The sequence below is a fragment of the Candidatus Polarisedimenticolaceae bacterium genome (assembly GCA_036376135.1).
Taxonomy (GTDB): domain Bacteria; phylum Acidobacteriota; class Polarisedimenticolia; order Polarisedimenticolales; family DASRJG01; genus DASVAW01.
The window spans coordinates 13,713-39,562 of the sequence record DASVAW010000159.1; the positions used below are offsets into that span (position 1 = coordinate 13,713).

The following is a 25,850-nucleotide window of genomic DNA, read 5'->3' on the forward strand; positions in this document are numbered from 1 at the left end:
AAGGTCCGCGTCAAGGGTTATTTTTCCACCGCGCGAACCGATACCGGGCGACGACCGTGTTGTTCCTCAGAAAGGCCCGGACGATCCCTCGTTCCCAGTGCCTCGCCGGGATCGTCACCGGCGCCTCCGCGTCGAGGACCTCCCCCACCTTGCGCAGGCGCAGCGCGAGCTCGAGGTCCTCGAGCCGAGACTGATCGGGGAACCCGCCGATCGCGTCGAGGACCGACGTCCGGAAGAACTGCCCCTGGTCGCCGTACGGGAGGCGGCGAGACCTCGCCCGGAAGGCGTTCCCTGCCTCGACGACCCGAAAGCGCCGGCCCGGGTCGGCGATGCGGTGACCGAGAAACCCCGCCGGCGCACGCCGGAGGACGCGCACGATCGCGTCCCTGGCCGCCGGAGGGACCGTCATGTCGGCATGGAGGATGACGATCCCCTCGCAGGAAGCCCGGACGTCGGCGACCCCGATCGCCACCGCGTGCCCCCGCCCGGGTTGCCGCGAGGGGACGGTCCGGGCTCCCGCGGCCCCGGCCACCCCGCTCGTCCCGTCCGTGCTGCCGTCGTCGACGACGACCACCTCGTCCCCGGCGTGGAAGAAAGGTCGCGCCGAAAGGAGACACGCCCCGATCGTCTCTACCTCGTTCCTTGCGGGAATCACGACACCGAGTCGCACGAAACGACCTTTCTCCCCGTCCCACGGGTGGCGTGCCGCTCGCAACGGATCACATTCTCCTCCGAACCGACGGGAGGAACGGGTGAGCGTCCCGAAGCGGGTCCTGGTCGCCGACGACGAGCCGGCCATTCTGGCCGCGATGGCGGAGCTCCTGCGCCTCGAGGGTTTCGAGGTGGCAGCCGCCCACGACGGTCCGACGGCGCTCGAGGCCGCGGGGCGTTTCCATCCCGACGCGATGATCCTCGACGTCATGATGCCCGGCGAGAACGGTTACCGGGTTTCCCGAGCCGTCAAGAGCGCGACCGGCGACGCCCCGATTCCGAAGGTGCTGATCGTCACCGCGAGGCGCCTGGACGACGACCCCGAGCGCGAGGCGCTTTTCCTGCAGTTCTCGATGGCGGACGGGGTCCTCTACAAGCCGTTCAGGCTCGCCGACCTTCTGGACCGCCTCCATCAGCTGCTGGACGACGCCCCGAAGAAGGCCGCGCAGGCTTCCTGATCGCGCAGGACCGGGTACGCAGGAAGCGACTTCAGGAAGGTCCGCCCGTACCCCTTCGTCGTGAGGCGCGGGTCGAGAACGGCGACGATCCCCCGGTCGGTCTTCCGCCGCAGCAGGCGCCCGACCCCCTGCTTGAGCTCGAGCACCGCGAGCGGCAGCTGGTACTCGTCGAAGGGGCTGCCGCCGTCCTCGCGGATGCGGTCGATCCGCGCGGCGACCAGGGGGTCGTTCGGCACGTCGAAGGGGAGCTTGTCGATGACCACGAGCGAGAGCGCCTCGCCGGGAACGTCGACCCCGTGCCAGAACGACGACGTGCCCAGGAGCACGGCCTCGGGGGTCTCGCGGAACCGCTCGACGAGGGCCGCCTTGCTCCCTTCCCCCTGGACGAACAACGCCCACCTCCCCTCGCGCTCGAGGGCGTCCTTCACCTTGTGGAGATTCGCGTAGGAGGTGAAGAGCAGGAACGCGCGCCCCCTGGTGATCTCGAGCAGGCGCCGGATCTCCCCGATCGCGCGCGGGACGAAGGAAGGGTCGCGCGGCTCGGGCATCGACTTCGGGAGGTACAGCCGGGCCTGCGTCGCCGGATCGAAAGGCGACTCCACGATCTCCCCGCGCGCGTCCTCCAGGCCCAGCCGCCTGCGAAAGAAGTCGAACCTCCCCGAGACGGCGAGGGTCGCGGAGCACAACACGCTCGCGTGCAGCGAGTCGAACAGGCGCTCGCGGAGGGTCTGCGCGACGTCGATCGGCGAGGCGCTCAGGATCACCCCCAGCCGACCGCGCCGCTCGACGCCGTACACGAACCCGGCCTGCTTCCGGTCGAGGACCGCGACGAACGCCGCCTTGAGCTCCGCCGCGCGCCCCTCGATCCCTTCCCCCGCGGTTCCCGCCGCGCGGACCGCTTCGTCGATCGCCCCCGAGAGCGTCCCCCACGCCTCGTCGAGGTCGGGGCCGCCGCGCTCCTGGGAGGGGAACGGGCGCCGCCCCGCGCCGTCGGGGAAGTGGCGTCGCACCTCGTCGAAGAACGCCCGCGACGCCTCGCGAAGCCCCGACGCGGACGACTTCCCCCCCGCGAGCTTCTCGGCGTCGCGGGCGAGCTCGTCGACCTGCGCGGTCGAGACGGTCGTCCCGAAAAAGGCGGTCGCGGTGTCCTCGAGCAGGTGCGCCTCGTCGAAGACGACCGTGTCGTATTCGGGGAGGACCGCGCCGTACGCCGAGCGCACCGCGAGGTCGGCGAAGAAGAGGTGGTGGTTCACGACGACGACCTGCGCGTTCTCGGCGGCGCGCTTGAGCCGCGTGAGCCAGCAGGTCTCGAACTCGGGGCATTTGCGCCCCGAGCAGGTGTCCGCGCGGGCGTTGACGTCGCGCCAGAGCCGCAGGTCGTCGGGGAGGTCCCCGACCTCGGCGCGGTCGCCGCTTCGCGTCGCGCGCGACCAGGCGGCGATCGGCCGGATCCACCGCGCCTCCTCGCGCACCTCGAGGAGGGGCTGCTTCTCGAACTCCGCCCACTTCTGCCGGCAGAGGTAGTTGTCGCGCCCCTTCATCAGGACCGCGTCGAACCGCAGACCCGCCTTGTTCCGCAGGAACGGCAGGTCCTGCTGGAAGATCTGGTCCTGGAGGTTGCGCGTCCCCGTCGAGACGACCACGCGTCGACCCGAGCGGATCGCGGGGATCAGGTAGGCGAGGGTCTTCCCCGTGCCGGTCCCCGCCTCGACGAGCAGACGCCCGCCGTCGCGAAACGTCTCCTCGACCGCGAGGGCCATCGCGAGCTGCCCCGGCCGGGTCTCGTAGTCGGGGTGCGCCCGCTCGAGCCCCCCGCCGGGGGCGAAGAACCCCGCGATCGACTCCTCGGTCACGCGCGCGAGGTCAGAAGCCGCGCCGCGTAGAGCGGGAACCGCGAGGCGAGCCGCTCGACGTCCGCGGCGATCGCGCGAAGGCCGTCCGGGCTCTCGCGAGCGTCGAGGGCGCGCGCGATCAGCGAGGCGACCTCCTTCATCTCGGCGACGCCCATCCCGCGCGTGGTGATGGCGGGTGTTCCGACGCGGATGCCGCTCGCGACCATCGGCGGGTTGGGGTCGAACGGGATCGTGTTCTTGTTGACCGTGATCCCGGCGGCCTCGAGGGCCTTCTCCCCGACCTTCCCGGTGATCCCCTTCGAGAAGACGTCCATCAGGAAGAGGTGGTTGTCGGTCCCGCCGGAGACGATGCGGTACCCCTCGGCGGCCATCGCGGCGGCGAGCGCCTTCGCGTTCTCCATCACGCGGTCGATGTACCCGCGGTACTCCGGGGTCAACGCCTCGCGGAAGGCGACCGCCTTCGCCGCGATGATGTGGACGAGCGGCCCGCCCTGCACGCCGGGGAAGAGAACCTTGTCGAGCTCCTTGGCGAACTCCGCCTTGCAGAGGATGAGGCCGCCCCGCGGGCCGCGCAGGGTCTTGTGCGTGGTCGTCGTCACGAACTCGCAATGCGGTACGGGGCTCGGATGCCGCCCGGTCGCGACGAGTCCCGCGACGTGGGCGATGTCCGCCATCACCTTCGCGCCGACCGACTTCGCGATCGCCGCGATCCGCTCGAAGTCGATCACCCGGGGGTAGGCCGACGCGCCGCAGACGATGAGCTTGGGCCTGTGCTCGGCCGCGATCTTCTCGAGGGCGTCGTAGTCGAGGGTCTCGTCCTCCTTGCGGACGCCGTAGGCGTGGAAGCGGTAGAGCTTCCCGGAGAGGTTGAGAGGGTGGCCGTGGGTCAGGTGTCCGCCGTGCGAGAGGTCCATCCCCAGCACGGTGTCGCCGGGCTGGAGCACGGTCATGTAGACGGCCTGGTTCGCCTGCGATCCGGAGTGCGGCTGCACGTTGGCGTGCTCGGCGCCGAAGATCTGCTTCGCCCGCTCGATCGCCAGCCGCTCGACGACGTCGGTGTGCTCGCACCCGCCGTAATACCGCCGGCCGGGATACCCTTCGGCGTATTTGTTCGTGAAGACCGAGCCCATCGCCTCCAGGACCGCCTCGCTGACGAAGTTCTCGGAGGCGATCAGCTCGAGCCCCTTCGCCTGCCGCTCGGTTTCGTGGAGGATCGCGTCGGCGACCTCGGGATCGACGGCCCTCAGGCCCTGATTCATCGTCGTCATCGTCCACTCCTCGCGGTTCAGCAGCCGCAATCGTTCTCGAGCCTGCCGATCTTCTCGACGCGGTTCGCGTGGCGCCCCCCCTCGAACGCGGCGTTCAGGAACGCCTCGAGGGTGTCCTCCATCAGTCCGAGCCCCGTCACGCGGGCGCCCAGACACAGGACGTTCGCGTCGTTGTGCATGCGGGAGAACCTCGACGAGAAGGGCTCGGAACAGACCGCCGCGCGGACTCCCTTCACCTTGTTCGCCGCGATCGACATCCCGATGCCGCTCCCGCAGACGAGCAGACCGAGCTTGACCGTCCCCGAGGCGACCAGCCGTCCGACCTGCCCCGCGTAGTCGGGGTAGTCGACCGAGGCCGTGCCGTGCGTCCCGACGTCCTCGACCTCGTGGCCGCGCTCGGCGAGCCAGCGCTTGAGGTGCTCTTTCGCCTGGTACCCCGCGTGATCGGAGCCGACGCCGAGCTTCATCGCCCTTCCTCCCGGAGCAGCTGTTCGACGCTCGGGATCGGGACCGCGCCGATCTCGAGCAACCTCCCGAACTCGGCCAGGACGTATCCGTCGGTCATCGCCGCGAGGTGATCGGCGAGCAGCCTCGTGAAGCGCGGATCCTTGCGGTACCGCTGCGAGGCTTCCCGGTCGCGGATCTCGCGGGGGAGGTCGCGGAAGTATGGCACGCCGGCGAGTTCCTTGTAACGGAGCAGGACGTGGTCGTCGAGGAGCCCCGGGTCGGAGAAGTAGGCCCCGAACAACCCCAGGACGGCGCGCCGTCCGCGCGCCTCGACCTTCTCGGCCTCCGACCCGCGATGGACGCGGCGCTCGAGGAACCCCTCGAGGTCCGAGAGCAGCCTCGCTCCCGCGGCGCTCGGCGCGATCTCCCGTCCCGTGGGCTCTCCTTCGAACCCGTCGAGATTCTCGCGGCTTCCCAGGATCGTCCCCGTCACGAGGAGGTGCGTGAGGCCGCGGTGGATCGCGTTCGCCTTCATGAAGCGCGAGGCCCGCGCGCGCCATTTCCCGCCGAGCTTGCGCTTCAGCTCCGCGACGGCGCGCAGCCGCTCGACCTCCTCGACTCCGACCGCCCCGGCCTGCAGCGCGTCGTCGAGGTCGTGCAGGGCCGAGGCGATGCGGTCGGCGAGGGCCACGACCTGCGTCTCGAGGACCGCGGGCTCGCCGTCGCGCACCCCCTCGAGGGTCTCCCCGCGAGGCCGCCCCGAACGCCCCGACTTGAGGATCCCCTCGCGGACGGGATCGGTGAGGTTCAGTCCCGCGTGCTCGTACCGTTTCTCGAGGCGGTCGACGATGCGGACCCCCTGCCAGGCTTTCTCGAATCCGCCGAGGTCGCCGAGGCCCGGGCCCCCCTTCCCGTCCCGGCGCCCGGACAACAGATCGTCGAGCGCACGCTCCCCTGCGGGCCCGAACGGGGGCTGGCCGAGGTCGTGCGCGAGCGCGATCGCCTCGACGGCGTCCTCGTTCAGCCTCAGCGCCCGCGCGATCGTCCTGGCGACCTGCGCCACCTCGAGGGTGTGCGTCAGCCGGTTGCGCCGGTGGTCCTCGTACGCCGGGAGGATCCCCGCGACCGCCTTCTGCCTTAGCCTCCGGAAGGCCCGGGAATAGACGATGCGGTCCCGGTCACGCTGGAACGCCGTCCGGTAGTCGAAGGCGCGCCCTTCATCCTCGAGGGGATGGCGCCGGGTCGCGTTCTTCGAGCGCAGCGCGAACGGCGCCAGCGTTTCCTCCTCGAGACGCTCGAAAACGCGGCGCATCGGCTCGGGCATGGAGTCGCATTATGCACGCCGGGCGACCCCCCTTGCCCCTCTCCGGCTGCGGCCCTAAGTTCACGGCCGACGGGTGGGAGGGACCGGCGATGACGATCACGATCGACACCGACACCTGCGAGGGCGCGGGGACCTGCGCTGTGGTCTGCCCCGAGGACGTCCTCGAGTTCAAGGACGGCCGCCCGCTGATCCTCAACAACCGGGCCTGCACCAACTGCTACATCTGCGTCGAGAACTGCGCCTCCGGGGCGATCGAGGTCGACTGATTCCCGGAGCCCCTCATTCCGGTCCGACCAGGGGCGCGATCGTCACCGGGATCGAGTCGGGCGCCGAGACCATCGCGCAGCTGTAGTCGCCGGTCCGCGGGTCGAACTCCCCCGTCCCCTTGTCCCGCACCTGAAGCGTCGCGGTGTACGTCCGCGCCGAGAGCCCCACGAGATACGTGCACACGGCCTTTGACCCGTCCGGCGGTTGCTTCTGGGGGACGCCGTTGTTCCCACAGCTCCAGACGTAGTCCGCGATGCCGCGCTGGTCGGGGTCGGACGACAACGTGCCGTCGAGAAGGACGTTGATGAGTTGCCCCGTCGACCCCGAAGCTTGGATCGACTCTCCCGCGATCCGAGCGACCGGAGGGACGTTGCCGTCACAGAGGTAGCCGACGATCTCGTACGCGGTGATCGCTGCGGAGGGGTACGGGATGGGTTGGCCCGACGCGAACATCTCGGGCGCGAGCGGATCGTCGGTGACCTGCAGCTGCACGCTCAACGCCTGCACGTTGGAGAAGATCCTGTCGAACACGGACACGCCCGGGCCCTCGATGACCAAGGGGTTGGGCGATCCCGAATCGGGATTGTTCGACGTGACGGTCCACCGGTACATCATGATCGGATCCGAGTCCGGGTCCGACGAGGCGTTGGCGTTGAAGAGCACCGGGAAACCGGCCGCCTGCCGACCCGCCGGAACCATCGCGATCACGGCGACCGGGGGAGCGGCTCCCCGGGGAGGAGCTCCGCCCCCGATCTCGACGCTCAGCAGCGCCGGCGCGAGCGACGCGCGCCCCTTCACCCCCACGGTGACGAAATAGGTCCCCGACTTCCAGTTCCCCTCGACGGGTGCGAGCCAGAGTGCGTAGCTCCCCCCCTCCTTCGCATCGAAGCACGCATCGCACGTCGCGGGGGCCAGGGGGCCCGCCTCCCACGGGGAGAACGCGGTGCGAACGTCGAAGTCGTCGAGCGCCAGTGCTCCGGCGAGGCGCGAGGACTGGATCTGGACGACGACTCGGACGGGACTGGCGTTTCCTTCCCCAGCCGGGATGCCGGGGGAGCTCTCGCAAGCCGGGAACGCCTGCGCGCACGCCGCGACGTCGACTTCGGCGTCGATCCACCCCGCGGCACTGGAGGTCACCGGGACGGGCGCGCTCGGCGGCCCCGAGGCCAGCGCCAGGGATGTCAGCACGGTCAGGATCATGGGAGTCCCTCCTCGCAGCGCATCTAGCTCGGAGATACCGGTCGGCCGCACGTCCGGCCATGCAATAAGCGCCGACGGATCGCCGCGATGCCGAGGTTGTGCGCCGCTGGGCCTCCGACTACGCTCCCCGCGTGATCGACGAGCTCGACCGACGCACCGACCTCGCCTCCGACCTCACCCGCCGCGCCCGCGCTGCGGGCGTCGGCCTGATCTGGCGCGCGCAGGCGCGGCGCACGTCCCGGGTCCTCGTCCAAAGCGGCCGCGCCGAGGAGACCGGCGTCTCGACCGCCTCCGGTCACGGCGTGCAGGTCGTCACTCCCGAAGGGTATACGGCGCTGGGAAGCCGCGACGACTTCGACCCCGGCGCGGCGGCGAACCTGCTCGATCGGGTGATCGGGATCGCCGCGCACGGCCCCGACCTCGGGCTCACCCGCGTTCCCGCGGCCTCCTCCGAGGCGCTGCGCGCGCGCGACGTCCCCGAAGGACTCGAGGCATTCGAGCGGCTCGACCTCGAGGCGGCGCGAAACCGGCTGATCGATCTCGAACGCGAGATCGCCTCGCGGGTCGAGGGCGTGACCCTGCGCCTGGCCTTCGGGACCGACCTCGACGGCTGGCGGGTCGTCCGCGACGACGGCACCGACGTCACCTTCGCGATGCCCCGCTGCACGATGCGGATGACCGCGTCCAACGAAGGGAGCGGCGACCGGCACTCGGTCGGCGCGTCGGTGTCGGGCCCCCTTCCGGACCTGCCGTGGAATGACGCGACGGTCGCGAAGTTCCTCGAGCGCGCGCTCGCCGCGGCACGGCTCGCCACCCGGCTTCCGGACGCGCCCAATCACCCCTCGGGGAGCTTTCCGATCCTCATGGACTACGCCCTCGCCAAGGGGCTCGCCCACGAGGCGTTCGGCCACGCCTCCGAGGCCGACGGCTTTCGTTCTTCGATCCTCGCGAAGGACGGGAAGTTCCGCGCGGGGGATCGCGTCGGTCCCGCGCACGTGTCGGTGATCGACGAGCCGGTGCGGGGTGACCACGCCTTCCAGCCTTTCAGCGCGAACGGCGTGAGACGGCGGCGCGCGACGATCGTCGACCACGGTCACCTGAAGGACGCGCTGACCGACGCGTGGACCTCGGCTTCCGCGGGGACCTCGCTCACCGGCGCCGAGCGCGCCGAGTCGTTCCGCAGCGCGCCCCTGCCGCGCATGACCAACATCCGCATCGAGGTGGACGCGCCGATCCCGGCCCCCGGCGCCTTCGAGGACTACGGCCCCGAGGAGGTCCGGGAGCTCCTGGCATCGGCCGGGATCTTCCGCCGCCACCCGGAAGTCGTGTTCCTTTCGGGATACTCCGGAGGCCAGGTCAACACCGTGACCGGCGACTTCGTCTTCAACTGCAAGTCGATCTACCGCCTCGGCCACTCGGGAGCCACGCTGTACAAGCCGGCGATCTTCTCGGGGTCGATGTTCGGCGCCCTCGGCGCGATCCGCGAGGCGTTCGGCCCCCTCGCCCTCGACGCGATCGGCACCTGCGGGAAGTGGGGGCAGAGCGTCCCGTCGAGCGGAGGCTCCCACTGGTTCGTTTTCCTCGAGCCGGAGCCCTCGGTCCGGCTCGGAGGGCGCTGAGGTGGCGACCGATCGGTTCGTCGAGGCCCTGGAGGCATCGGGAGCGAGGGCGTGGTCGATCTACACGACGTCCTTCCGGCGCCTGTCCCTCGGGACCAAGGACCGCGAGTCGGGAAACCCGCACGCCCCGTTCTCGGTCTCCGAAGGGCTCGCCGCCGCGTACAAGGTCGTCTGGGCCGACGGTCGCGTGAGCCGCGGTTCGCTCGAACGCCGCCAGATCGAGCTCGAGGTGGACGACGCGCTGCGTCAGGCGCGAAGCGCGGCGATCGACGACCCCGACGGCGCGTTCGTCCCCGAGCCATCGGAGATCCCGGATGTCGCGATCCACGCCCCCGAGACCGCGGCGATCGCTGCGGGGGAAGTCGAGCCGATCGCCGAGCGCCTCGCGTTCATCCGCAAGGTCGTCGTCGAGCGCGGCCTTCGGACCTGGAGCGGCTCGATCAGTGCGTCGGAGGGGTTGGGGCGGATCGTGACGTCGACGGGGATGGACGCCTCGGGGAAGGGCACGACCTTCGGCTGGAGCGCCGTCCTGGATGGGGAGCTCGGCGCCGGACGCGCGCTCCGCGTTCCGGAGTCGCGCGAGCTGTTCAAGTCGCGCGTGTTTCGGATCGTCGACACCGTCCTGAAGCTGCGCGAGCCCGCGGCCTCGCTCGCGGGCGGGCTCCAGCGCGTCCTCCTCCACCCCGACGTCGTCGAGGAGTACGTCCTCGGCACGTTGTTCTCGAACCTCGACGGCGCGACCGTCGCGCACGCGGAGGGAGCCTTTCGAAAGGAGCAGTTCGGGAGCGGCGATCCGGTCCTGCGCGAGGATCTCGGCCTGACGATCGACCCGTGGAAACCGCTCGGCCCGGGGTCGTATCGTTTCTCGACCGAAGGGGTCCCGTCGAAACCGACGACCCTGATCGACCGCGGACGCCTCGTGACGCCGATCCTCGACCTCAAGTACGGGCGTCGCCTCGGGATGGCTCCGACGGCGCACGCGTTGTCGATGGAGGCGGTCGCCTTCACCGCGGCGTCGGAGGTGCCGTACGAGGAGGCCGAGCGGGAGGCGGTCGCGCTGATCCTGAGCGTTCTCGGCGTGCACACCCAGGACACCGCCAGCGGCGATTTCTCGCTGTCGGCTCCGCAGGCATGGTCACGGAAGGGCGGGCGCGTGAAGGCCACGATCTCCGGGAACCTGTTCGCGCTCCTGCGTGATCCGGGGACGACGCTCGTCCGGTTCGAGGACGAGACGACGCCGGGGCTTCTCGTGACCTGCCGGATCGATCCGAGGTAGGCGCGTCCCTATCCCCCGGGACGTCCGCTTTCGATCGCCGCGGCGAGCTCCTCCGGCCGTTGCGAGCCGATCAGCAGGAGCGTGCCGTCCCGCAGCTCCAGCTCGACGCCCCGATCCCCGCTGACGTTGTAGGCCCAGCCCTTCGCCCCGATCCGGATCCCCCACCCTCCGTAGTCCCGGATCGGCCGGTACGTCACCGCACGCGCCGCGCGGACATCCCGGAGATCGACGATCCGCGGCTTCCCGTGGAACGGGAAGAACCGGTAGGTCAGCGTCGCGCCCTGGACTTCCACCCGCAGCCATGGGACGAGAAAGCTCACCGCGACGGTGACGCTCACCACGATGAGACTCCCTCCTGTGACCCTCGAGGGAGCGCTCCGCGCGGCAATCAACATCACCACGCCGATCAGGCCGGGGATGGCACCGAGGAGCATCCCCACACGACCCAGCGAGGACGAGCGGAAGGTCTGCGTCTCGACGAACGGCGCCATCGGGATCCTCCGACTCCTTGCCGGCGATCCTAGCTCCGGTATCCTCCCCTCCGTGCTTGACGATCGTCAGCCCGCCCGCCGCTCCGACCCCGTCGAACGGGCCGTGCGGACCTGCCCGAACTGCGGGAAGGAGCTCGCCGAGCGGAAGTGCAAGCTCTACTGCCCGGATCCCGCCTGCGGGTACTACCTGAGCTGCGCGGACTACTACTGACCCTCGCTTGACAGGTCCCCCGGGCCATCCCACAAGACCCCTCGTCGCGGCGCGGTTTTCCGCGAGACGGGAGGTGTGCGGATGCGAGCCGATCGGTTCACCCTGAAAGCCCAGGAAGCCCTGCAGGAGGCGCAGGCTTCCGCGGCCGGCTCCGGCCACGCCGAAGTCCGCCCGCTCCATCTCCTCGTCGCCGTCGCCCGCCAGAAGGAAGGAATCGTCGGCCCGATCCTGGAGAAGCTCGGGGCCGACCCGCGAGCCGTCGCCTCGGCGGCGGAGGAACGGCTCGAGTCCCTCCCCCGCGTGCAGGGACAGCCCGACACGCACGTCTCCCGGGCGCTCGCGGAGGTCCTGACGACCGCCGAGGCCGCCGCCAAGGAGTTCGGCGACGAGTACCTCTCGACCGAGCACCTCCTCCTCGCCATGGTCCGCGGAACCGGCGAGGCGGCCGAGATCCTGAAGAAGCTCGGGGCGACCCCCGACAACGTGCTGCACGCCCTGCGCGCCGTGCGCGGGTCGAGCCGCGTCACCGACCAGAACCCCGAGGACAAGTACCAGGCGCTTCGGAAGTACGCGCGCAACCTGACCGATCTGGCGAGGCGCGGGAAGATCGACCCCGTGATCGGCCGCGACGACGAGATCCGCCGCACGCTGCAGATCCTCGGCCGGCGAACGAAGAACAATCCGGTGCTCGTGGGCGACCCGGGCGTCGGGAAAACCGCGATCGTCGAGGGGATCGCCAAGCGCATCGCCGACGGCGACGTCGCGGAGTCGTTGCGCGACAAGGACGTCGTCGCCCTCGACCTCGGGGCCCTGATCGCGGGCTCGAAGTACCGCGGCGAGTTCGAGGACCGGCTCAAGGCCGTGCTCAAGGAAATCCAGGACGCCGACGGGCGCGTGATCCTCTTCATCGACGAGCTGCACACCCTCGTCGGGGCCGGCGCCGCCGAAGGGGCGGTCGACGCGGCGAACCTCCTGAAGCCCGCGCTCGCGCGCGGCGAGCTGCGCTGCATCGGCGCGACGACCCTCAACGAATACCGCAAGCACATCGAGAAGGACGCGGCGCTCGAGCGACGGTTCCAGCCGGTGATGGTGGGCGAGCCCTCCGTCGAGGACACGATCTCCATCCTCCGGGGACTGCGCGAGCGGTACGAGACCCACCACTCCGTGAAGATCCAGGACGCGGCGCTCGTCGCGGCGGCGACCCTGTCGCACCGCTACATCGCCGACCGGTTCCTCCCCGACAAGGCCATCGACCTCGTGGACGAGGCGGCGGCGCGCCTGAAGATGGAGATCGAGTCGGTCCCGACCGAGGTGGACGAGGTCCAGCGCCAGGTCACCCGCCTCGAGATCGAGCGGCAGGCGTTGAAGCGAGAGACCGACGCCCCTTCGGCGGAGCGCCGCGACAGGCTCGAGGGCGAGCTCGCCGACCTCCAGGAGCGGCTGAAGGGGCTGAAGGCCCGCTGGTCGTCCGAGAAGGAGGCGATCGGCCGGATCGGCGCGCTGAAGAAGAAGATCGAGGAGACGCGGATCGAGGCCGAACGCGCGGAGAAGGAGTCCGTACTCGACCGCGCGGCGGAGCTGCGTTACGGGATCGTCCCGAAACTCGAGCACGAGCTCGCGGACGAGAATGCGAAGCTCGCCGACCTCCAGCGGGACGGCGCGATGCTCAAGGAAGAGGTCGGGGAGGAAGACATCGCCGCGGTCGTGTCGAAATGGACCGGGATTCCGGTGGCGAGGATGCTCGAGGGGGAGGCGACGAAACTCGTCCACCTCGAGGACGAGCTGCACCGCCGGGTCGTCGGCCAGGACGAGGCGGTCGCCGCGGTCTCAACCGCCGTCCGCCGGGCGCGGGCGGGCCTCAAGGACCCCGATCGGCCGATCGGCTCGTTCCTGTTCCTCGGACCGACGGGGGTCGGAAAGACCGAGCTGGCCCGGGCGCTCGCGGCGAACCTGTTCGACGACGAGAAGGCGATGATCCGCCTGGACATGAGCGAGTACCAGGAGCGCCACACGGTCGCTCGGATGATCGGGGCCCCTCCCGGGTACGTCGGCCACGACGAAGGGGGCCAGCTCACCGAGGCGGTCCGGCGCAGGCCGTACACGGTGGTCCTGCTCGACGAGATCGAGAAGGCGCACGCCGAGGTCTTCAACGTGCTGCTGCAGGTCCTCGACGACGGGCGGCTCACCGACGGGAAGGGGCGCACGGTCGACTTCCGCAACACGATCGTGATCATGACCTCGAACCTCGGGTCGGACCTGATCCTCGAGCGCACCGGGGAGCGGCCGAACCTGCTCAAGGCCGAGCTCGAGGGGATGCTGCGCCGTTCCTTCCGGCCCGAGTTCCTGAACCGGATCGACGACGTGATCGTCTTCGGGTCGCTGACCCCGGACGACCTCCTGAAGATCGTCGACCTGCAGCTCGAGCGGCTGCGGGCGATCCTCGCCCCGCGCCGGATCGAGCTGGAGGTGACTCCGCAGGCCAAGCAGCGCCTGGCGGAGGCCGGTTACGACCCCGCCTACGGGGCGCGGCCGCTAAAGCGGACGATCCAGAAAATGATCCAGGACCCCCTGGCCCTGAAGCTCCTCGAAGGGTCGATCGCGCAGGGAAACGTCGTCGTCGCGGAGTCGAACGGCCAAGGGATCACCCTGACGGCTGGCGGCGTGACCGTACAATAAGCGGTCGGGTCGTCCGTTTCGCGACCCGGGGAGCGCGCGATGGCGATCCAGCGCTGGGATCCGGTCCGGGATCTGGTTCAGCTCCAGGAGCGGTTCAACCGCCTGTTCGACGACGTGCTCGCGCGTTCGGGAGCGGTGCGCGAGGCGGAGTCGGCGGCGCGCACCGGCTGGAGGCCGTCGACCGACGTGTTCGAGGAGCCCGCGCGGTACGTCGTGCGCGTCGACCTCCCGGGCGTCCCTCCGTCGGACGTCGAGATCGAGGTCGAGGAGACCGCACTGCACGTCCGCGGGGAGCGCCGGATGGACCTCGGGGTCCCGCGCGACGCGTACCTGCGCTCCGAACGGCCGCAGGGAGGGTTCGGCGTCAGCCTGCAGATCCCGGCGTCGGTCGATCGTGCGAGGATCGAGGCGGCCCACCGGGACGGGGTCCTGGAGATCGTCCTTCCCAAGCGGAAGGACGAGGGGCCGGCGCGGGTGAAGGTCGACGTCAAGTGATGCGGTGAAGGAAGGCATGAACGACACCAACGAGAAGGACGAGCCGACGATCAAGGTCGAGGACCGGCGTTTCTGGGCCCGGGGCGAGACCGACGAGCCCGAAACGCCTCCCGCGGCGAACCCCGAGCTCGAGGCCGCCCTCGCCCGCGCGGAGGCCGCCGAGAAGCGCCTGTACGACCTGAGCGCGGCGGTCACGCAGATGCGTCAGGAGCAGGAGGCGATGCGCCAGCGTGTCGAGCGCGACCTCGACCGGCGCGTCGCCGGCAAGTTCGGCGACGTCGTCGAGGGGGTCCTTCAGGCGCTCGACGACCTCGACCTCGCGATCGAGCACGCGAAGGGGAACCCCGCCGCGGAGGCCTTCGCGCACGGCGCCGCCATCGCGCGGGACCGGTTCGTCGCCGCCCTGCAGCGCGGCGGCGTCGAGCGTATGGACCTGGACGGCACGGAGTTCGACCCGAACGTCGCCGAGGCGCTCGCCGCCGAGCCGGTGGAGGACCCGTCGAAGCATCACACGGTCCTCCGGACGATGCGACCCGGGTACCGGCTCGGCGATCGGGTCCTGCGCGCGGCCCGCGTGATCGTGGGTCGCGCGTGAGTCGCTTCGGGCTTTACGTCCGCTTCACACGCCCGTTCACCCTGATGCCTCCGCTTCTGGGGGTGGTCTCCGGCGCGATCACCGCATGGGGATCGGCGTCGAACCCCCACGTCCTCGCGGGTCTCCCCCGCCAGTGGACCTGGAGCATCGTCTCGACGATCGTCCTCGGCTCGTTGTGCGCCGCGCTCCTCAACGCCGCCTCGAACGTCATCAACCAGGTCTACGACCTCGAGAACGACCGAATCAACAAGCCCGAGCGGCCGCTTTGCACCGGGGAGATCTCCGTGCGCGCGGCGTGGTGGTACTCGGTCGCGCTCTACGTCGTCGCCGTGCTCCCGACGTGGCTCGTCGTGATCTGGCCCGCGCGGACGCTCGCCGAGAAGGCGGCCGCCGAGCTCCATCTGCACCAGTGTTTCTTCATCTACATCGCCGGGATGATCTTCACGTTCATCTACAGCGCGCCGGCGTGGGGTCGGACGAAGGCGAACGCGTTCCTCGCGAACCTCACGATCGCGATCCCGCGCGGTTGCCTGCTGAAGGTCGCCGGCTGGTCGATGGTCGCGTCGGTCTTCCACGTCGAGCCGTGGTTCATCGGGACGATCTTCTTCCTCTTCCTGATCGGCGCCGCGACGACCAAGGACTTCTCGGACATGAAGGGGGACGAGGCGGCCGGCTGCCGGACCCTTCCCATCCGCTACGGCGTGCGGAACGCGGCCCGGATGATCGCGCCGTTCTTCGTCTTCCCGTGGCTGCTGATCCCGATCGGGGCGTTCGTGCCCGATCCGTTCTGGCCCGACCACACGATCCTGACGGGAAACAAGGGGATGCTCGTGGCCCTGGGCGCGCTCCTGTCGGTCTGGGGGGCCTACACCGTCTACCTGATCCTGAAGAACCCGGACGACCTGGCCACGACCGAGAACCACCCGTCGTGGACGCACATGTACCTGATGATGATGGCGGCGCAGGTCGGGTTCGCCCTGGCGTACCTCGTCTAACCGGCCAGCCCCGCCAGCGCCAGCGCCACGAGACCGCCGACCACGGTGTTGGTGAAGTTGACGATCTCGTTGTCGATCAACTTGACCTTCTCGAAGGTGGCGCCGAGGAACGACTCGAGCGTCGTGCCCACGAACGCCGCCACCGCGACGATCCCGACCCCGGGCCCGTCGATGAGCCCGGTCGCCCACGCGACCGCTCCCACGACGAGCGAGCCGGCGATGCCGGCGAGCGTCCCCTCGAGCGAGACGGCGCCGTCGGTCCCCGCCTTCACCCGCTCGAGGGTCGTCACGAGGAAATGCCGCTTCCCGTACGCCTGCCCGATCTCGGAGGCGACGGTGTCCGAGGCCTTCGTCGCGAAGGCGGCGACGAGGGCGAGGAGGAATCCCTCGGGCCGGCCCGTCGCGACGGCGAGGAACGCGAACGCGAGACCCGCCGTCGTGTTCGCGAGGGCGTGTTTGGCGCTGCGCCGGCCGCCTTTCTCCTGGGCAATCCCGAGCGCCGCTTTCCTGGCGTAGCCGAGCTTCGTGCAGGCGGTCCCGAGCACGAAGAACGTGAAGAGCATCAGGAAGCCGCGCCAGCCCGAGAAGCCGTAGAGGAGCGTGCCGAGCATCCACCCCACGATCGCTCCGGAGGTGCCGACCCCGCGCGCGGCGAAAGCCGCGACCGCGAGGACGGCGTTGACGCCGGCGCCGACGAGCAGGTCGCGCGACATCGTGGGCCACGCGTCGACGAGGGCCTGCGGCTCGACGAAGGTCGCGGCCAGAAGCGTCGCCCCGCCCACGACGGGGACCAGGATGTTGTCGTCGATCCCGGTGCGCAGCGACTCCGCGACCCCCGCCGCGAGCGCCGCGGCGAAACACCCGCCCAGCAGCAGGATCGGATCCCAGTGCGGCTGCGCCGCGTCGAGGAACGACGCGCCGATCCACGTGACGGGCCGGCCGGCGGCGCCGTCGAGGGCGCCGTGCTGGACCCATCGCAGAAGCCACGCCGAGGTCGCGCCGCCCCAGAGAACGAAGGCGACGAACCCCGCCCAGGACTTGCCGGGGTTCCAGGGCAGTTTCGGCCCTCGCAGGATCGTCCCGGCGACCGCCGCCATCCCGTCGCCGAAGGCGATGAGCGCCCAGACGGCGGCGGCGAGCTCGAGCCTGTCGCGGAACACGACGAGCAACGCGAGCACGGCGGCGGGGTACAGGGCGATGCCGAGGGAGTACCCGCGGTCGCGCTCTCCCTCGCGCAGGAGCGCGCGTTTCGTCAGGCGATGGAGCAGGAACAGGTTGAACGTCAGCGCGACGAGCGCGCAGAGCATCGCCTGACCGGGCGTGAGCCAGCGCAGCAGCAGGGCGAAGCCGCCCATCGCGACGTGAACGGCCTTGCGGACGAGCTCCGTCCTCGATCCCGACACCGCATCCCCCCGTCCGGCGCGTCAGCTCCGCGGAAGCGCCCCGGTCTCGCGCAGCCACGCCACCGTGCGCGCCACGCCGTCCTCGAGCGGGCGCGCAACATACCCCAGCTCCCGGATCGCGCGCTCCGAACGGTACGCCCATTCGTGGCGGTAGATCTCGACTTCGCGCTCGGTGAGCTGCGGCTGGATTCCGAACCACGTCGCGCCGAGGCGCTGGAGCCTTCCGATCCCCGACGCCACGCCGTAGGGAATCTTGACCCTGGGGGGAGCGATCCCCGTCTCCCGGGCGAAGAGCGCGAACAGGTCGTTGAGCGTCCGGTTGTCGCCGCCCAGGACGTACGCCGACCCGGCGGCGGCTCGCTCGGTCGCCGCGACCACCCCGTGGGCGACGTCCTCGACGAACGCGAAGCACCAGCGACGATCGCCGGGGCCGAGCATCCCCGGGAGCTTCCCGCGCGCGTGCTGCAGGAGCGTGGCGACGACGTGGTTCCCCTCGGTCAGCGCCCCGGGGCCGTAGATCACGCCGGGATAGAGCCGGACGACGGGAAGCCCCGCCCCCGCCGCTTCGCGGGCGAGCCGGTCCGCGGCGAGCTTGGTGCGCTCGTAGTCGTTGAAAGGGCCGAGCGCGGGGCGGGGCGTGTCCTCGTCGAACTCGGTCCCGTCCGTGGGCCCGAGGGCGAAGAACGACGACACGTAGACGAGCTTCGCCCCGGTGGCCCGCGACGCGTCGAGGGCGCTCGAGAACCCTCCGACGTTCACGCGATCGAACTGCGACGCATCCCGCACCCAGACCTTGACCAGCGCCGCGGCGTGCACGATCGCGTCGCACCCGTCCGCGGCCTTCCGGAACGCGGCGGCATCGGTCGCGTCGCCGACGGCGGTCTCCGCCTCCGACGGTCGCGACGTCCAGCGCGACGGCTCGCGCACGAATCCACGCACCCGGTGCCCGGACGCCGCGAGCGCGGTCGCGACGCGCCCTCCCAGAAAGCCGGTGACCCCCGAAACCAGGATTCTCACTGTTGCGTCCCCCGCCAGTCGATCAGCTTGCCGATGCCGCGCAGGTCGATCGTGAAACGGAAATCGCGTCGCTCCGCACCCGTGAAGTCGCGCTTCAGGTACTCGGCCAGGAAGCCGCAGCACTGCAGGTAGTACTCGAGGCGCCACACCTGCTCGGGGATCTTCGTCTCCCCGGCTGGAGCGTCCGGGTTGAAGGTCCCCTCCACGTCGAATCGCACGCGGCCGTCCCAGAGCGTCGCCCCGGTCGCCAGGCGCATCTGCGTCGAATCGGCGGCACCCACCGCGAGGCCGGGGGTGCTCGTCAGCGTGAACGAACCCCGGAACGCGTCGCTCCGGTACGCGCCGGACAAGGAGAGGCTCCGGAGGCGGTCGTAGAGGATGTCGTACGAGGTGCGAAGGTCGAGACTCACGTTGGGGAGCGGGTTCAGCCGGCCGCTGAGCGCAACCGGCGAGCGACGCGACACCGACTCGTTGGAGCCGTCGCGATCGAGGTCGGCGAAGCTCAGGTCGTTGAGGAACGACCGGGTTTGCGAGATCTCCACGCTGGCGATCTCGACCGGCTCCTGCGGCGGCGGAGGCTCGGTCGCCGGCTGGAGCGCCTGCGCGGATTCGGAGGGGGGCGCGGCGGTATCGCTGGCCTCCCGCACGGGGCCCCCGGAGACGTCCGGAACGAGGATGCGCTCGCCTTCGTCCACCGGGGCCGGCGGACGGGAGCGGGGGCGCTGCGCGAACAGGCGCGAGCGCACGCCGTAGCTCACCTGGTCCAACGCCCCGATGAGACGATCGACCTCGTCGTAGACGAGGATCTCGGCGGAGCGATCGAAGGTCTCCTGGTGCGCGTACGTGACCCGCGGCTCGATGGTGTGTTTGTAGCGTTTGGAGAACTTCCCGCCCGGCTTTTCGATGATGCGGAACAGCTTCGGCCCGACGAGCTCGATGCCGCCCCCCGCGACGAATCGCGACAGGCCGGTGTCGAGGACCTCGATCGGATCGTCGGCGTCGGTCGGCGGCGTCTGGCTCTGCGTCCAGTGCGTCATGCGGATGTTGACGCTCGGGTTGATGTCGAGCCAGGGAAAAGGCGAGAAAGGGGCCGAGAGGGTCGGGAACAGGTCGCCGCGACGGTAGTCGGCGTCGATCCGGTCCGATCGCTGCTGGATGCTCGCGACCGAGGCCTCGTAGGTGAAATAGAGCGGCGTCCGCCCGAGCCTTCGGCTCCTGCCGCGCCATTCGATCTCCGGGAACGTCTGCTGGACCTTGCTCGTCTCGACGCAGACGACCCCGTCGCACTCCTGGAACAGCTGCTCGCGGCGCAGCTCGCGCACGTTGATGCTGGTCCACGCGCCGTTGCGGGAGAACTCCAGGCGCCCCAGGATCGTCGGCGACGACACGAGGTTGATCGAGCTCTCGTAGTCGTTGTAGAAGTCGAAGTCGCTGATCTGGTTGACGTCCGCGACCATGCGGAAGCCGTTGAGGAAGGTCTGCGTCTGCTGGTAGCTCCACTTCCACCGCGCCTCGCCGGAGACCTGGTCGTCGATGTAGAACCCGGCGACGTCGAGGTCCCCGGAGGGGTTCGGCTTCGCGCGGAACCTCCCGCCCCCTCCGAACCCGGCCCGGGTGTAGTACTCGCCCGTGAGCGTCAGGTCGGCGCTGTCGCCCAACGGGATGAACAGCGACTGGCGGTAGACGTTTCCCCGATTGAGCGTCGATCCGAAGTCCGGGAACAGCAACCCCGCGGCGCGATCGCTCTTCACGGGCCAGAGGAAATACGGGAGGTAGACGAGCGGGAGTTGCTTGGCGCGGAACCGGACGTTGCGCATCCGCGCGTAGCGCTCGAGCCGGACGTCGGCGTGGGAGATCGCGATCGACCAGTAGGGGGTCGGCTGCGTGCAGGTCGAGATCACCGCCGTCTCGAGCAGGACGCGGTCTTCCCCTTTCTTGGTCACCCGGCGCGCGGTGAAGAAGAACTCGGCGCGCCCGGCGTTCGACTCGGGAACGAACTGGCCGCTCGCGTCGTCGATCGTGCCGTCTCCGGACTCGAGGTCGTAGTCGAGGCGGGCGCCGGCGATCCGGTTGCGCTGCCACACCACGAGGACGTTCCCCTCGCCGACCGCGTTCTTCCCCGCGACGCGGATGCGATCGGCCTGGACCCGCGTTCCGTTCTCCTTCACGGTGATCGTGACGTCCCCTTCGGCCTCGTAGCTCCGGTCGGCGCTTTCCCGGATCGAGCGCGCGCAGAGGTCGACCCCTCCTTCGAGGGTGACCCGGGCGAACGCCGCGGGACACGCAGGTTCGAGCGCCGTGGCCTGCGCCCGCACGACGTCGGCCGCGGCGAGGACCGCGCCGAGCGCCAGGACCAGCCGGAGCGCCCGGGCCATCAGAACTGGTCCAGATACGGGAGGAACGCGGCCTCGGCATCGAGCAGGTCCGCGGTCGGGGAGGTCGCGTCCAGCGCCCGGAGCATCGGGACGGCGCGCATCCTCGCGACCTGGCGCAGCCCCCATTCGGGAACGAGGGCCGCCTGGGAGCGGGGGATCCAGCCGAAGACCCTGCGCAGCCCGCGCGCGCGCGCTTCGGCCGCGGCAACGCGCAGCAGCTGGGCGAGGGTGTCCGGATCCGCGTCCACCGCACCCGCCTCCCGGAGTTCCCACTCCCCCTCGCCCTCGACGGCCACGACGTACCCCGCGAAACGTCCGTCCCGTGTCGCCACGCGGTACCGGCGGCTGAGGTCCGAACCGTCGAACCGCGCGAAGTACGAGCGCGCGCGTTCCAGCAGGAACCGCCAGTGCGCGAGATCGCGCAGGACCGCGATCGGCCGCGTGGCGCACCACGCGTCGTGCGCCTCCGCCACTGCGGGAAGGTCCTCCGGCAGCATGGGCCTGAGCGACCAGCCGACCAGTCCCCTCGGGGCGCGGGCGAGGGTGCCGTGCGCCTCCTCGGCGGGGAGCTCCCGGAAACCGAGCGAGGCGTAATAGCCGGTTCCGATGTCCGAGAAGAGCATCGCCGGTCCGTCGCCCGCGGCGGCGGCCTCCTCGAGGACACGCATCAGCATCGCGGCCGCGTGCCCCCGGCGGCGACGCGCCCGGGGGGTGAAGACGGCACCGATCGCACAGGCCCGACGGGTCCGCCCCCGCAGGCGCACGCGCGGGCGGTACAACTTCATGCTCGACAGGATGGGACCGTCCCCTTCCGTCCAGACGAGGAACCGGAGGTGGTCCCGGCCCCAAGCGGTGCGCCGCAGGTCCTCCCAAAGGCCGTGATAACCGGTGAAGTCGAGACCCGCGCCCCACAGCGCGTGCGACTCTTCATAGACGGCTTCGATCTGGTCGGAGCGGGCGACGTTGAGGGTCGGCACCCGCCTAGTTTACTCGGCGCCCTCGCGGGGGCACCGGCAACGGGAAAGTCGCCGATTGCACGCGAAGCAGTAGCCGTGACGCTCGAAGTACTCGACCATCTCCTGCTGCCACGCGTCGAGGATCGACAGCCGGTCCAGGACGGTCAATTGTCCGGACACGCTGGTGTCGCCCAGCCAGCCGCGCATGTTCGACAGGGAATCGTGGTACGCCTGCCGGAGCCGGAAGATCTCGGGATCGAGTTCGATCACGGCGTCAATGTACCGAGAGGCGCGCCGCGGCTCCAGACATTTCGCGGACCCGTGCGGCCCCGGTGCAGCGGCCACGCCGACTGTGGATTACCTGTGGAAACCGGCGCGAAACGGAAGATCCCCCCTGTGGACGGCCTGTGGATACGAAACCACGGCGAAGGCATCAACCCCTTATCTAGCAAGGGCTTGGAGGGGTGCTTGCGTTATGCACATGCGCATGTCGCGGCCGCCGAACGGGGCCCAGGACGTTTTCCACAACAAAAAGGCCGGGGCGTGAGCCCCGGCCTTCGTTGCAGTCGATGGGTCGTGGGGTTACCCCAGGAACTCGCGCAGGTCCTTGCACTCCTGAGCCTGCTGGATCTTCTTCAGCGCCGTGGCTTCGATCTGCCGCACCCGCTCGCGGCTGAGGCCCATCACGCGGCCGATCTCCTCGAGCGTGAACGGCATGTCGCGTCCGATGCCGAAGCGAAGGCGGATGATCTCGATCTCCCGCGGGTTCAGCACGCGCAGCGTCGCCTCGATCTTCTCGCGGAGCTCCCGATCGACCGTCTTCTCGAGGGGAGACGGGGCGTTCGGGTCGGCGACGAAGCGAAGCAGGCTCGGCGCGTCGTCGTCCGCGGAGAGCTCGTCGAGCGCCTGCGGCTCCTGGACGACGCCGAGGATCTCCTCGACCTTCGCGACCGGCATCCGGAGCTTCTTCGCGATCTCCGGCGGGGTCGGCTTGCGGCCGAGAGTCTCGCCGAGCTCCCGGCTGACGCGGGCGATCTTCTTGATCTTCTCGTTGACGTGCACCGGAATGCGGATGATCCGCGCCTTGTCCGCGATCGCCCGCTCGATGGCCTGCTTGATCCACCAGTACGCGTACGTCGAGAACTTGTTGCCGCGCTCGTATTCGAACTTCTCGACGGCCTTCATCAGGCCGATGTTCCCCTCCTGGATCAGGTCCATGAAGGAGATCCCGTGGTTCAGGTACTTCTTGGCGATGTGGACCACGAGGCGGAGGTTCGCCAGGATCAGCGCGTCACGGGCATGGTCGACGTGGCGCTTGTGCTCGCGCCCCTCGCGCAGGACCAGCGAGACCTTGGGCTCGCGGTGCTCCCGCTCGTACCGGACGAGCCGGCCCCAGAAGGTCTCGAGGTCGTCGAGCGGCCACTCGCGCCCGCGCTTGGGACCGTCCTGGTCCCCTTCGAGCACGTAGTCCCGGACGTGTACGGGGAGCTTCACCGCGAGCTTCGCGAGCCCCTCACGCCCCTCCTGAAGCTCACGCGCCAGGGCGACTTCCTTGTGCTCGTCGATGAGCGGGGTCGCACCCATCTCCCGCAGGTAGATCGGGAGGATCGCCGCCGTCGGACGATCGGTTTCGGTCGCCGGAGCGTTCTTCCGCCGGCGGGCGGCCCTCTGCGCGGCCTCGATCTCGGCCTGCGCCTCGGCCACCGCGTCCGCGGCGTTCGGGTCGAACTCGACCATCTCGTCCAGTGTCATCTTGCGCGCCATGAACTCTCCGAAAGAAAAATACCGATTCGGGACTCCAAACCAATGAAAGATCCGCGCCAGCCCGGTCCACGGGCGAACCACGTCCAACGGTGTCGGAAAAACGGCGCGAACGTGATGGAATTCCCGAACTCCCCCGTGCCGCGTCGATGTCGCTGTCACCGCATCGCGCGCAATTAACCACTCCAAGTTGGCCGAGTTACAGCGCTCGCGCGAAAAGTGCGCCGTTGTGACGTGTCCCGTTCCCTCCACGTGTGCTACGGTGCGCCGTTTCCCGAGGAACGGATGCGTACCGTCCGCGTGGCCTTGGCCCAGATCGCCCCGAAACTCGGGGACCTTCCAGCGAATCTCGCCCTCCATCTCGACTTCGTGCGCAGGGCCCGCCGTGAACGGGCGCAACTCGTGGTGTTTCCGGAGCTTTCCCTCACGGGGTACCTCCTCCGGGACCAGGTTCCGGAGGTGGCGGTGCGGCTCGACGACCGTCGCCTCACCCCGCTCCTCAAGGCCTCGAACGGAGTCGACATCCTCTTCGGCGGCGTGGAGGAGGCAGATGGGCACCGGTTCCACAACGCCGCCGTGTACCTCTCGAAGGGACGGGTCGTCCACGTCCACCGCAAGGTCTACCTCCCCACGTACGGGATGTTCGACGAGGGTCGCGACTTCGCGGCCGGGGACCGCATCCGGTCGTTCGACGCTCCGTTCGGACGCGCGGGCTCTTTGATCTGCGAGGATGCCTGGCACCCCTCGACGGCCTGGCTTCTCGCCCTCGAGGGTGCGGAGATCCTGTTCGTCCAATCGGCGGGCCCCACCCGCGGGGCGCGCAAAGGGCGCGGGGTCACGAGCGTCGGGGTCTGGAACGACCTCGTCCGCGTGACGGCGCAGTTCCAGACCGCGTTCGTCGTGTACGTCAATCGCGTCGGGTATGAAGACGGTCTGAACTTCGGGGGCGGATCGATCGCCGTCGACCCGTTCGGCCGCACGGTGACCTCGCTCGACGCCCTCGATCCCGGACTCGCGGTCGCGGAGCTCGACGCCGAAGTCCTCCGGCGGGCGCGCACCGCTTACCCCCTGCTTCGCGACGAGAACCTCGACCTCGCGTGGCGGGAACTGGACCGCATCCGAACCGAGCGATACGCCCTGCCCGATCGCGAGGCACCGGCCGAACCGTCCCCGCTCCGACGGCGATCGCTTCGCCGATGAACGTCGCTCCCGAGCCCGACCTCACGATCGACCCCGAGGCGAGCTGCCGGATCCTCGAGGGATTCCTGGCGTCGGAGATCCGGCGGACGGGGGCTCGCCGCGCGGTGTTCGGCCTCTCGGGGGGGCTCGACTCCGCCGTGGTGGCGCACCTCGCCGTGCGGGCGCTCGGCCCCGCCGCGGTCACCCCGGTGCTCCTCCCCTACCGGAGCAGCAGCGCCGCATCCGTCCACGACGCCGAGAAGATCGTCGCGCAGCTCGGCGTGGTCGCGGAACGCGTGGACATCTCGCCGATCGTCGACGGATTCCTCGCGACCACCCCCTCCCCCGGAAGGCTGAGGCTCGGAAACGCGATGGCGCGCGCGCGCATGATCGTGCTCTACGACCGGTCGGCGGAGCTCGGCGCGCTCGTCGTGGGGACGAGCAACAAGACGGAGCTCCTCCTCGGATACGGGACGCTGCACGGGGACCTCGCGAGCGCCCTCAATCCGCTAGGGGACCTCTACAAGACGCAGGTCCGACAGCTCGCCGCCTGGCTCGACGTGCCCGCGTCCATCCGTCGGAAGCCCCCTTCCGCCGACCTCTGGCCCGACCAGTCGGACGAGGACGAGCTGGGGTTCTCCTACGGGGACGTCGATCAGGTGCTCGCGCTCCTCGTGGACGGGCGTCTCGGCCGCGACGCGATCGTGAAGCGCGGCTGGGACCGGAAGTTCGTGGACCGTGTCGAGCGTCTGCTGGTCCGGATGCAGTTCAAACGCCGCCCGCCGGTCATCGCGAAGGTGTCGACCCGCTCCCTGGGGTGGGACTTCCGCTACCCGAGGGACTGGCGAACGTGATCCCGGCGGCCTCGAGGTGGCATCCCCTGCACCCCTTGATCACCCCGTAGAAGTGCGGTCCGAACGCTTCGAGGTCGCCTCGCGCCGCGAGCTCGCGGGCGAGATCGAGCTGTCGGTGGAAGGCGAGATCGAACGTCACCGTCTTCTCGCCGAAGTCGGCCTTCGCGTCCTGGTCGATGCGACGGCAGGCGGCCTCGATGCGATCGAGCGCCGCTCGGGTCCCGTTCGCGTCGTTCCGGAGCAGCGCGTCGAGGGCCGCTCCCATCGCGCGCTGCATCGCTTCGGCGTCCTCATGGAGCCGGCGGGGCGCGGGCGGATCCCCGGCGAAGGACGCGAGAACGCCCAGGAGCAACGCGGCGGCGACGGCGGTCTTGCGCATGGACGGGGCCTCCGGAACGAGCGTCGAAGATACGCTAGGC

At 70.1% G+C, this 25,850-nt stretch carries 25 protein-coding genes; 11 read left to right on the forward strand and 14 right to left on the reverse strand.

Going from position 1 to position 25,850, the window contains the following annotated elements; all coding sequences use genetic code 11:
- Positions 1–10: 10 nt before the first annotated feature.
- Entirely contained in the window at positions 11–715 is a 705-nt protein-coding gene (locus VF139_17075) for a glycosyltransferase (GenBank protein ID HEX6853111.1), read from the reverse strand.
- A 37-nt stretch (positions 716–752) separates the two neighbouring features.
- Between VF139_17075 and VF139_17080 the strand changes: the two genes are divergently transcribed.
- Complete coding sequence (locus VF139_17080; GenBank protein HEX6853112.1) at positions 753–1,169, forward strand: response regulator; 417 nt, start codon at positions 753–755, stop codon at positions 1,167–1,169.
- Here the strand turns inward: VF139_17080 and VF139_17085 are convergent.
- Genes VF139_17085 through VF139_17100 form a run of 4 tightly spaced genes read right to left on the reverse strand, consistent with a single transcriptional unit; the run spans position 1,124 to position 6,061 of the window.
- The gene (locus tag VF139_17085; protein HEX6853113.1) at positions 1,124–3,022 is read right to left on the reverse strand and encodes an ATP-dependent DNA helicase; all 1,899 of its coding nucleotides are present in this window, start codon (positions 3,020–3,022) and stop codon (positions 1,124–1,126) included. The two genes, VF139_17080 and VF139_17085, sit on opposite strands and share 46 nt — an antisense overlap.
- Positions 3,019–4,290: a serine hydroxymethyltransferase gene (glyA, locus tag VF139_17090; protein ID HEX6853114.1), complete on the reverse strand. Its 1,272-nt coding sequence runs from the start codon at positions 4,288–4,290 to the stop codon at positions 3,019–3,021. Before glyA ends, VF139_17085 begins: the two co-directional genes overlap by 4 nt.
- A gap of 17 nt (positions 4,291–4,307) precedes the next feature.
- The gene (rpiB, locus tag VF139_17095; protein HEX6853115.1) at positions 4,308–4,757 is read right to left on the reverse strand and encodes a ribose 5-phosphate isomerase B; all 450 of its coding nucleotides are present in this window, start codon (positions 4,755–4,757) and stop codon (positions 4,308–4,310) included.
- Positions 4,754–6,061 (reverse strand): HD domain-containing protein, encoded by a 1,308-nt coding sequence (locus VF139_17100; GenBank protein HEX6853116.1) that lies wholly within the window; start codon positions 6,059–6,061, stop codon positions 4,754–4,756. Before VF139_17100 ends, rpiB begins: the two co-directional genes overlap by 4 nt.
- Before the next feature lie 89 nt (positions 6,062–6,150).
- Here VF139_17100 and VF139_17105 point away from each other — a divergent pair, with 89 nt between their 5' ends.
- The gene (locus VF139_17105) at positions 6,151–6,327 is read left to right on the forward strand and encodes a 4Fe-4S dicluster domain-containing protein (GenBank protein HEX6853117.1); all 177 of its coding nucleotides are present in this window, start codon (positions 6,151–6,153) and stop codon (positions 6,325–6,327) included.
- Between the two features lie 13 nt (positions 6,328–6,340).
- Here VF139_17105 and VF139_17110 read toward each other — a convergent pair whose 3' ends face one another.
- Entirely contained in the window at positions 6,341–7,528 is a 1,188-nt protein-coding gene (locus VF139_17110) for a hypothetical protein (protein HEX6853118.1), read from the reverse strand.
- Between the two features lie 131 nt (positions 7,529–7,659).
- Between VF139_17110 and VF139_17115 the strand changes: the two genes are divergently transcribed.
- Both VF139_17115 and VF139_17120 read left to right on the forward strand, forming a co-directional pair.
- Positions 7,660–9,147 (forward strand): metallopeptidase TldD-related protein, encoded by a 1,488-nt coding sequence (locus tag VF139_17115; protein HEX6853119.1) that lies wholly within the window; start codon positions 7,660–7,662, stop codon positions 9,145–9,147.
- Between the two features lies 1 nt (position 9,148).
- Positions 9,149–10,423, forward strand: coding sequence for a metallopeptidase TldD-related protein (locus VF139_17120; protein ID HEX6853120.1), 1,275 nt, complete (start codon positions 9,149–9,151; stop codon positions 10,421–10,423).
- Between the two features lie 8 nt (positions 10,424–10,431).
- Here the strand turns inward: VF139_17120 and VF139_17125 are convergent, their stop codons facing one another.
- Entirely contained in the window at positions 10,432–10,914 is a 483-nt protein-coding gene (locus tag VF139_17125; GenBank protein ID HEX6853121.1) for a hypothetical protein, read from the reverse strand.
- Between the two features lie 52 nt (positions 10,915–10,966).
- Between VF139_17125 and VF139_17130 the strand changes: the two genes are divergently transcribed.
- The 5 genes from VF139_17130 (at position 10,967) to VF139_17150 (ending at position 15,886) form a co-directional block, all read left to right on the forward strand.
- The gene (locus tag VF139_17130; protein ID HEX6853122.1) at positions 10,967–11,125 is read left to right on the forward strand and encodes a hypothetical protein; all 159 of its coding nucleotides are present in this window, start codon (positions 10,967–10,969) and stop codon (positions 11,123–11,125) included.
- 81 nt (positions 11,126–11,206) lie between these two features.
- Entirely contained in the window at positions 11,207–13,801 is a 2,595-nt protein-coding gene (gene clpB, locus VF139_17135; GenBank protein ID HEX6853123.1) for an ATP-dependent chaperone ClpB, read from the forward strand.
- A 39-nt stretch (positions 13,802–13,840) separates the two neighbouring features.
- A complete protein-coding gene (locus VF139_17140) occupies positions 13,841–14,296 on the forward strand; it encodes an Hsp20/alpha crystallin family protein (GenBank protein HEX6853124.1) in 456 nt (151 codons plus the stop codon).
- 16 nt (positions 14,297–14,312) lie between these two features.
- Positions 14,313–14,891, forward strand: a complete 579-nt coding sequence (gene grpE / locus VF139_17145; GenBank protein ID HEX6853125.1) for a nucleotide exchange factor GrpE — start codon at positions 14,313–14,315, stop codon at positions 14,889–14,891.
- Positions 14,888–15,886: a UbiA family prenyltransferase gene (locus VF139_17150; protein HEX6853126.1), complete on the forward strand. Its 999-nt coding sequence runs from the start codon at positions 14,888–14,890 to the stop codon at positions 15,884–15,886. Before grpE ends, VF139_17150 begins: the two co-directional genes overlap by 4 nt.
- On the opposite strand, the gene VF139_17155 is transcribed toward VF139_17150, so the two are convergent.
- From VF139_17155 to VF139_17180, 6 genes are all read right to left on the reverse strand, one after another.
- On the reverse strand, positions 15,883–17,289 hold the full coding sequence (locus VF139_17155; GenBank protein ID HEX6853127.1) for a DUF92 domain-containing protein: 1,407 nt from the start codon (positions 17,287–17,289) through the stop codon (positions 15,883–15,885). The two genes, VF139_17150 and VF139_17155, sit on opposite strands and share 4 nt — an antisense overlap.
- A 21-nt stretch (positions 17,290–17,310) precedes the next feature.
- A complete protein-coding gene (locus VF139_17160) occupies positions 17,311–18,306 on the reverse strand; it encodes an NAD-dependent epimerase/dehydratase family protein (protein ID HEX6853128.1) in 996 nt (331 codons plus the stop codon).
- The gene (gene lptD / locus VF139_17165) at positions 18,303–20,681 is read right to left on the reverse strand and encodes an LPS assembly protein LptD (protein ID HEX6853129.1); all 2,379 of its coding nucleotides are present in this window, start codon (positions 20,679–20,681) and stop codon (positions 18,303–18,305) included. Before lptD ends, VF139_17160 begins: the two co-directional genes overlap by 4 nt.
- Entirely contained in the window at positions 20,681–21,658 is a 978-nt protein-coding gene (locus tag VF139_17170; protein HEX6853130.1) for a GNAT family N-acetyltransferase, read from the reverse strand. The genes lptD and VF139_17170 overlap by 1 nt, the downstream gene beginning before the upstream one ends.
- A gap of 9 nt (positions 21,659–21,667) precedes the next feature.
- On the reverse strand, positions 21,668–21,907 hold the full coding sequence (locus VF139_17175) for a hypothetical protein (GenBank protein ID HEX6853131.1): 240 nt from the start codon (positions 21,905–21,907) through the stop codon (positions 21,668–21,670).
- Positions 21,908–22,219: 312 nt separating this feature from the next.
- On the reverse strand, positions 22,220–23,401 hold the full coding sequence (locus VF139_17180; protein ID HEX6853132.1) for a sigma-70 family RNA polymerase sigma factor: 1,182 nt from the start codon (positions 23,399–23,401) through the stop codon (positions 22,220–22,222).
- A 282-nt stretch (positions 23,402–23,683) separates the two neighbouring features.
- On the opposite strand from VF139_17180, the gene VF139_17185 reads away from it, so the two are divergent.
- Positions 23,684–24,598 (forward strand): nitrilase-related carbon-nitrogen hydrolase, encoded by a 915-nt coding sequence (locus VF139_17185; protein HEX6853133.1) that lies wholly within the window; start codon positions 23,684–23,686, stop codon positions 24,596–24,598.
- The gene (locus VF139_17190; GenBank protein HEX6853134.1) at positions 24,595–25,431 is read left to right on the forward strand and encodes an NAD+ synthase; all 837 of its coding nucleotides are present in this window, start codon (positions 24,595–24,597) and stop codon (positions 25,429–25,431) included. The genes VF139_17185 and VF139_17190 overlap by 4 nt, the downstream gene beginning before the upstream one ends.
- Here VF139_17190 and VF139_17195 read toward each other — a convergent pair.
- The gene (locus VF139_17195) at positions 25,364–25,810 is read right to left on the reverse strand and encodes a hypothetical protein (GenBank protein HEX6853135.1); all 447 of its coding nucleotides are present in this window, start codon (positions 25,808–25,810) and stop codon (positions 25,364–25,366) included. The two genes, VF139_17190 and VF139_17195, sit on opposite strands and share 68 nt — an antisense overlap.
- Between the last annotated feature and the right edge of the window lie 40 nt (positions 25,811–25,850).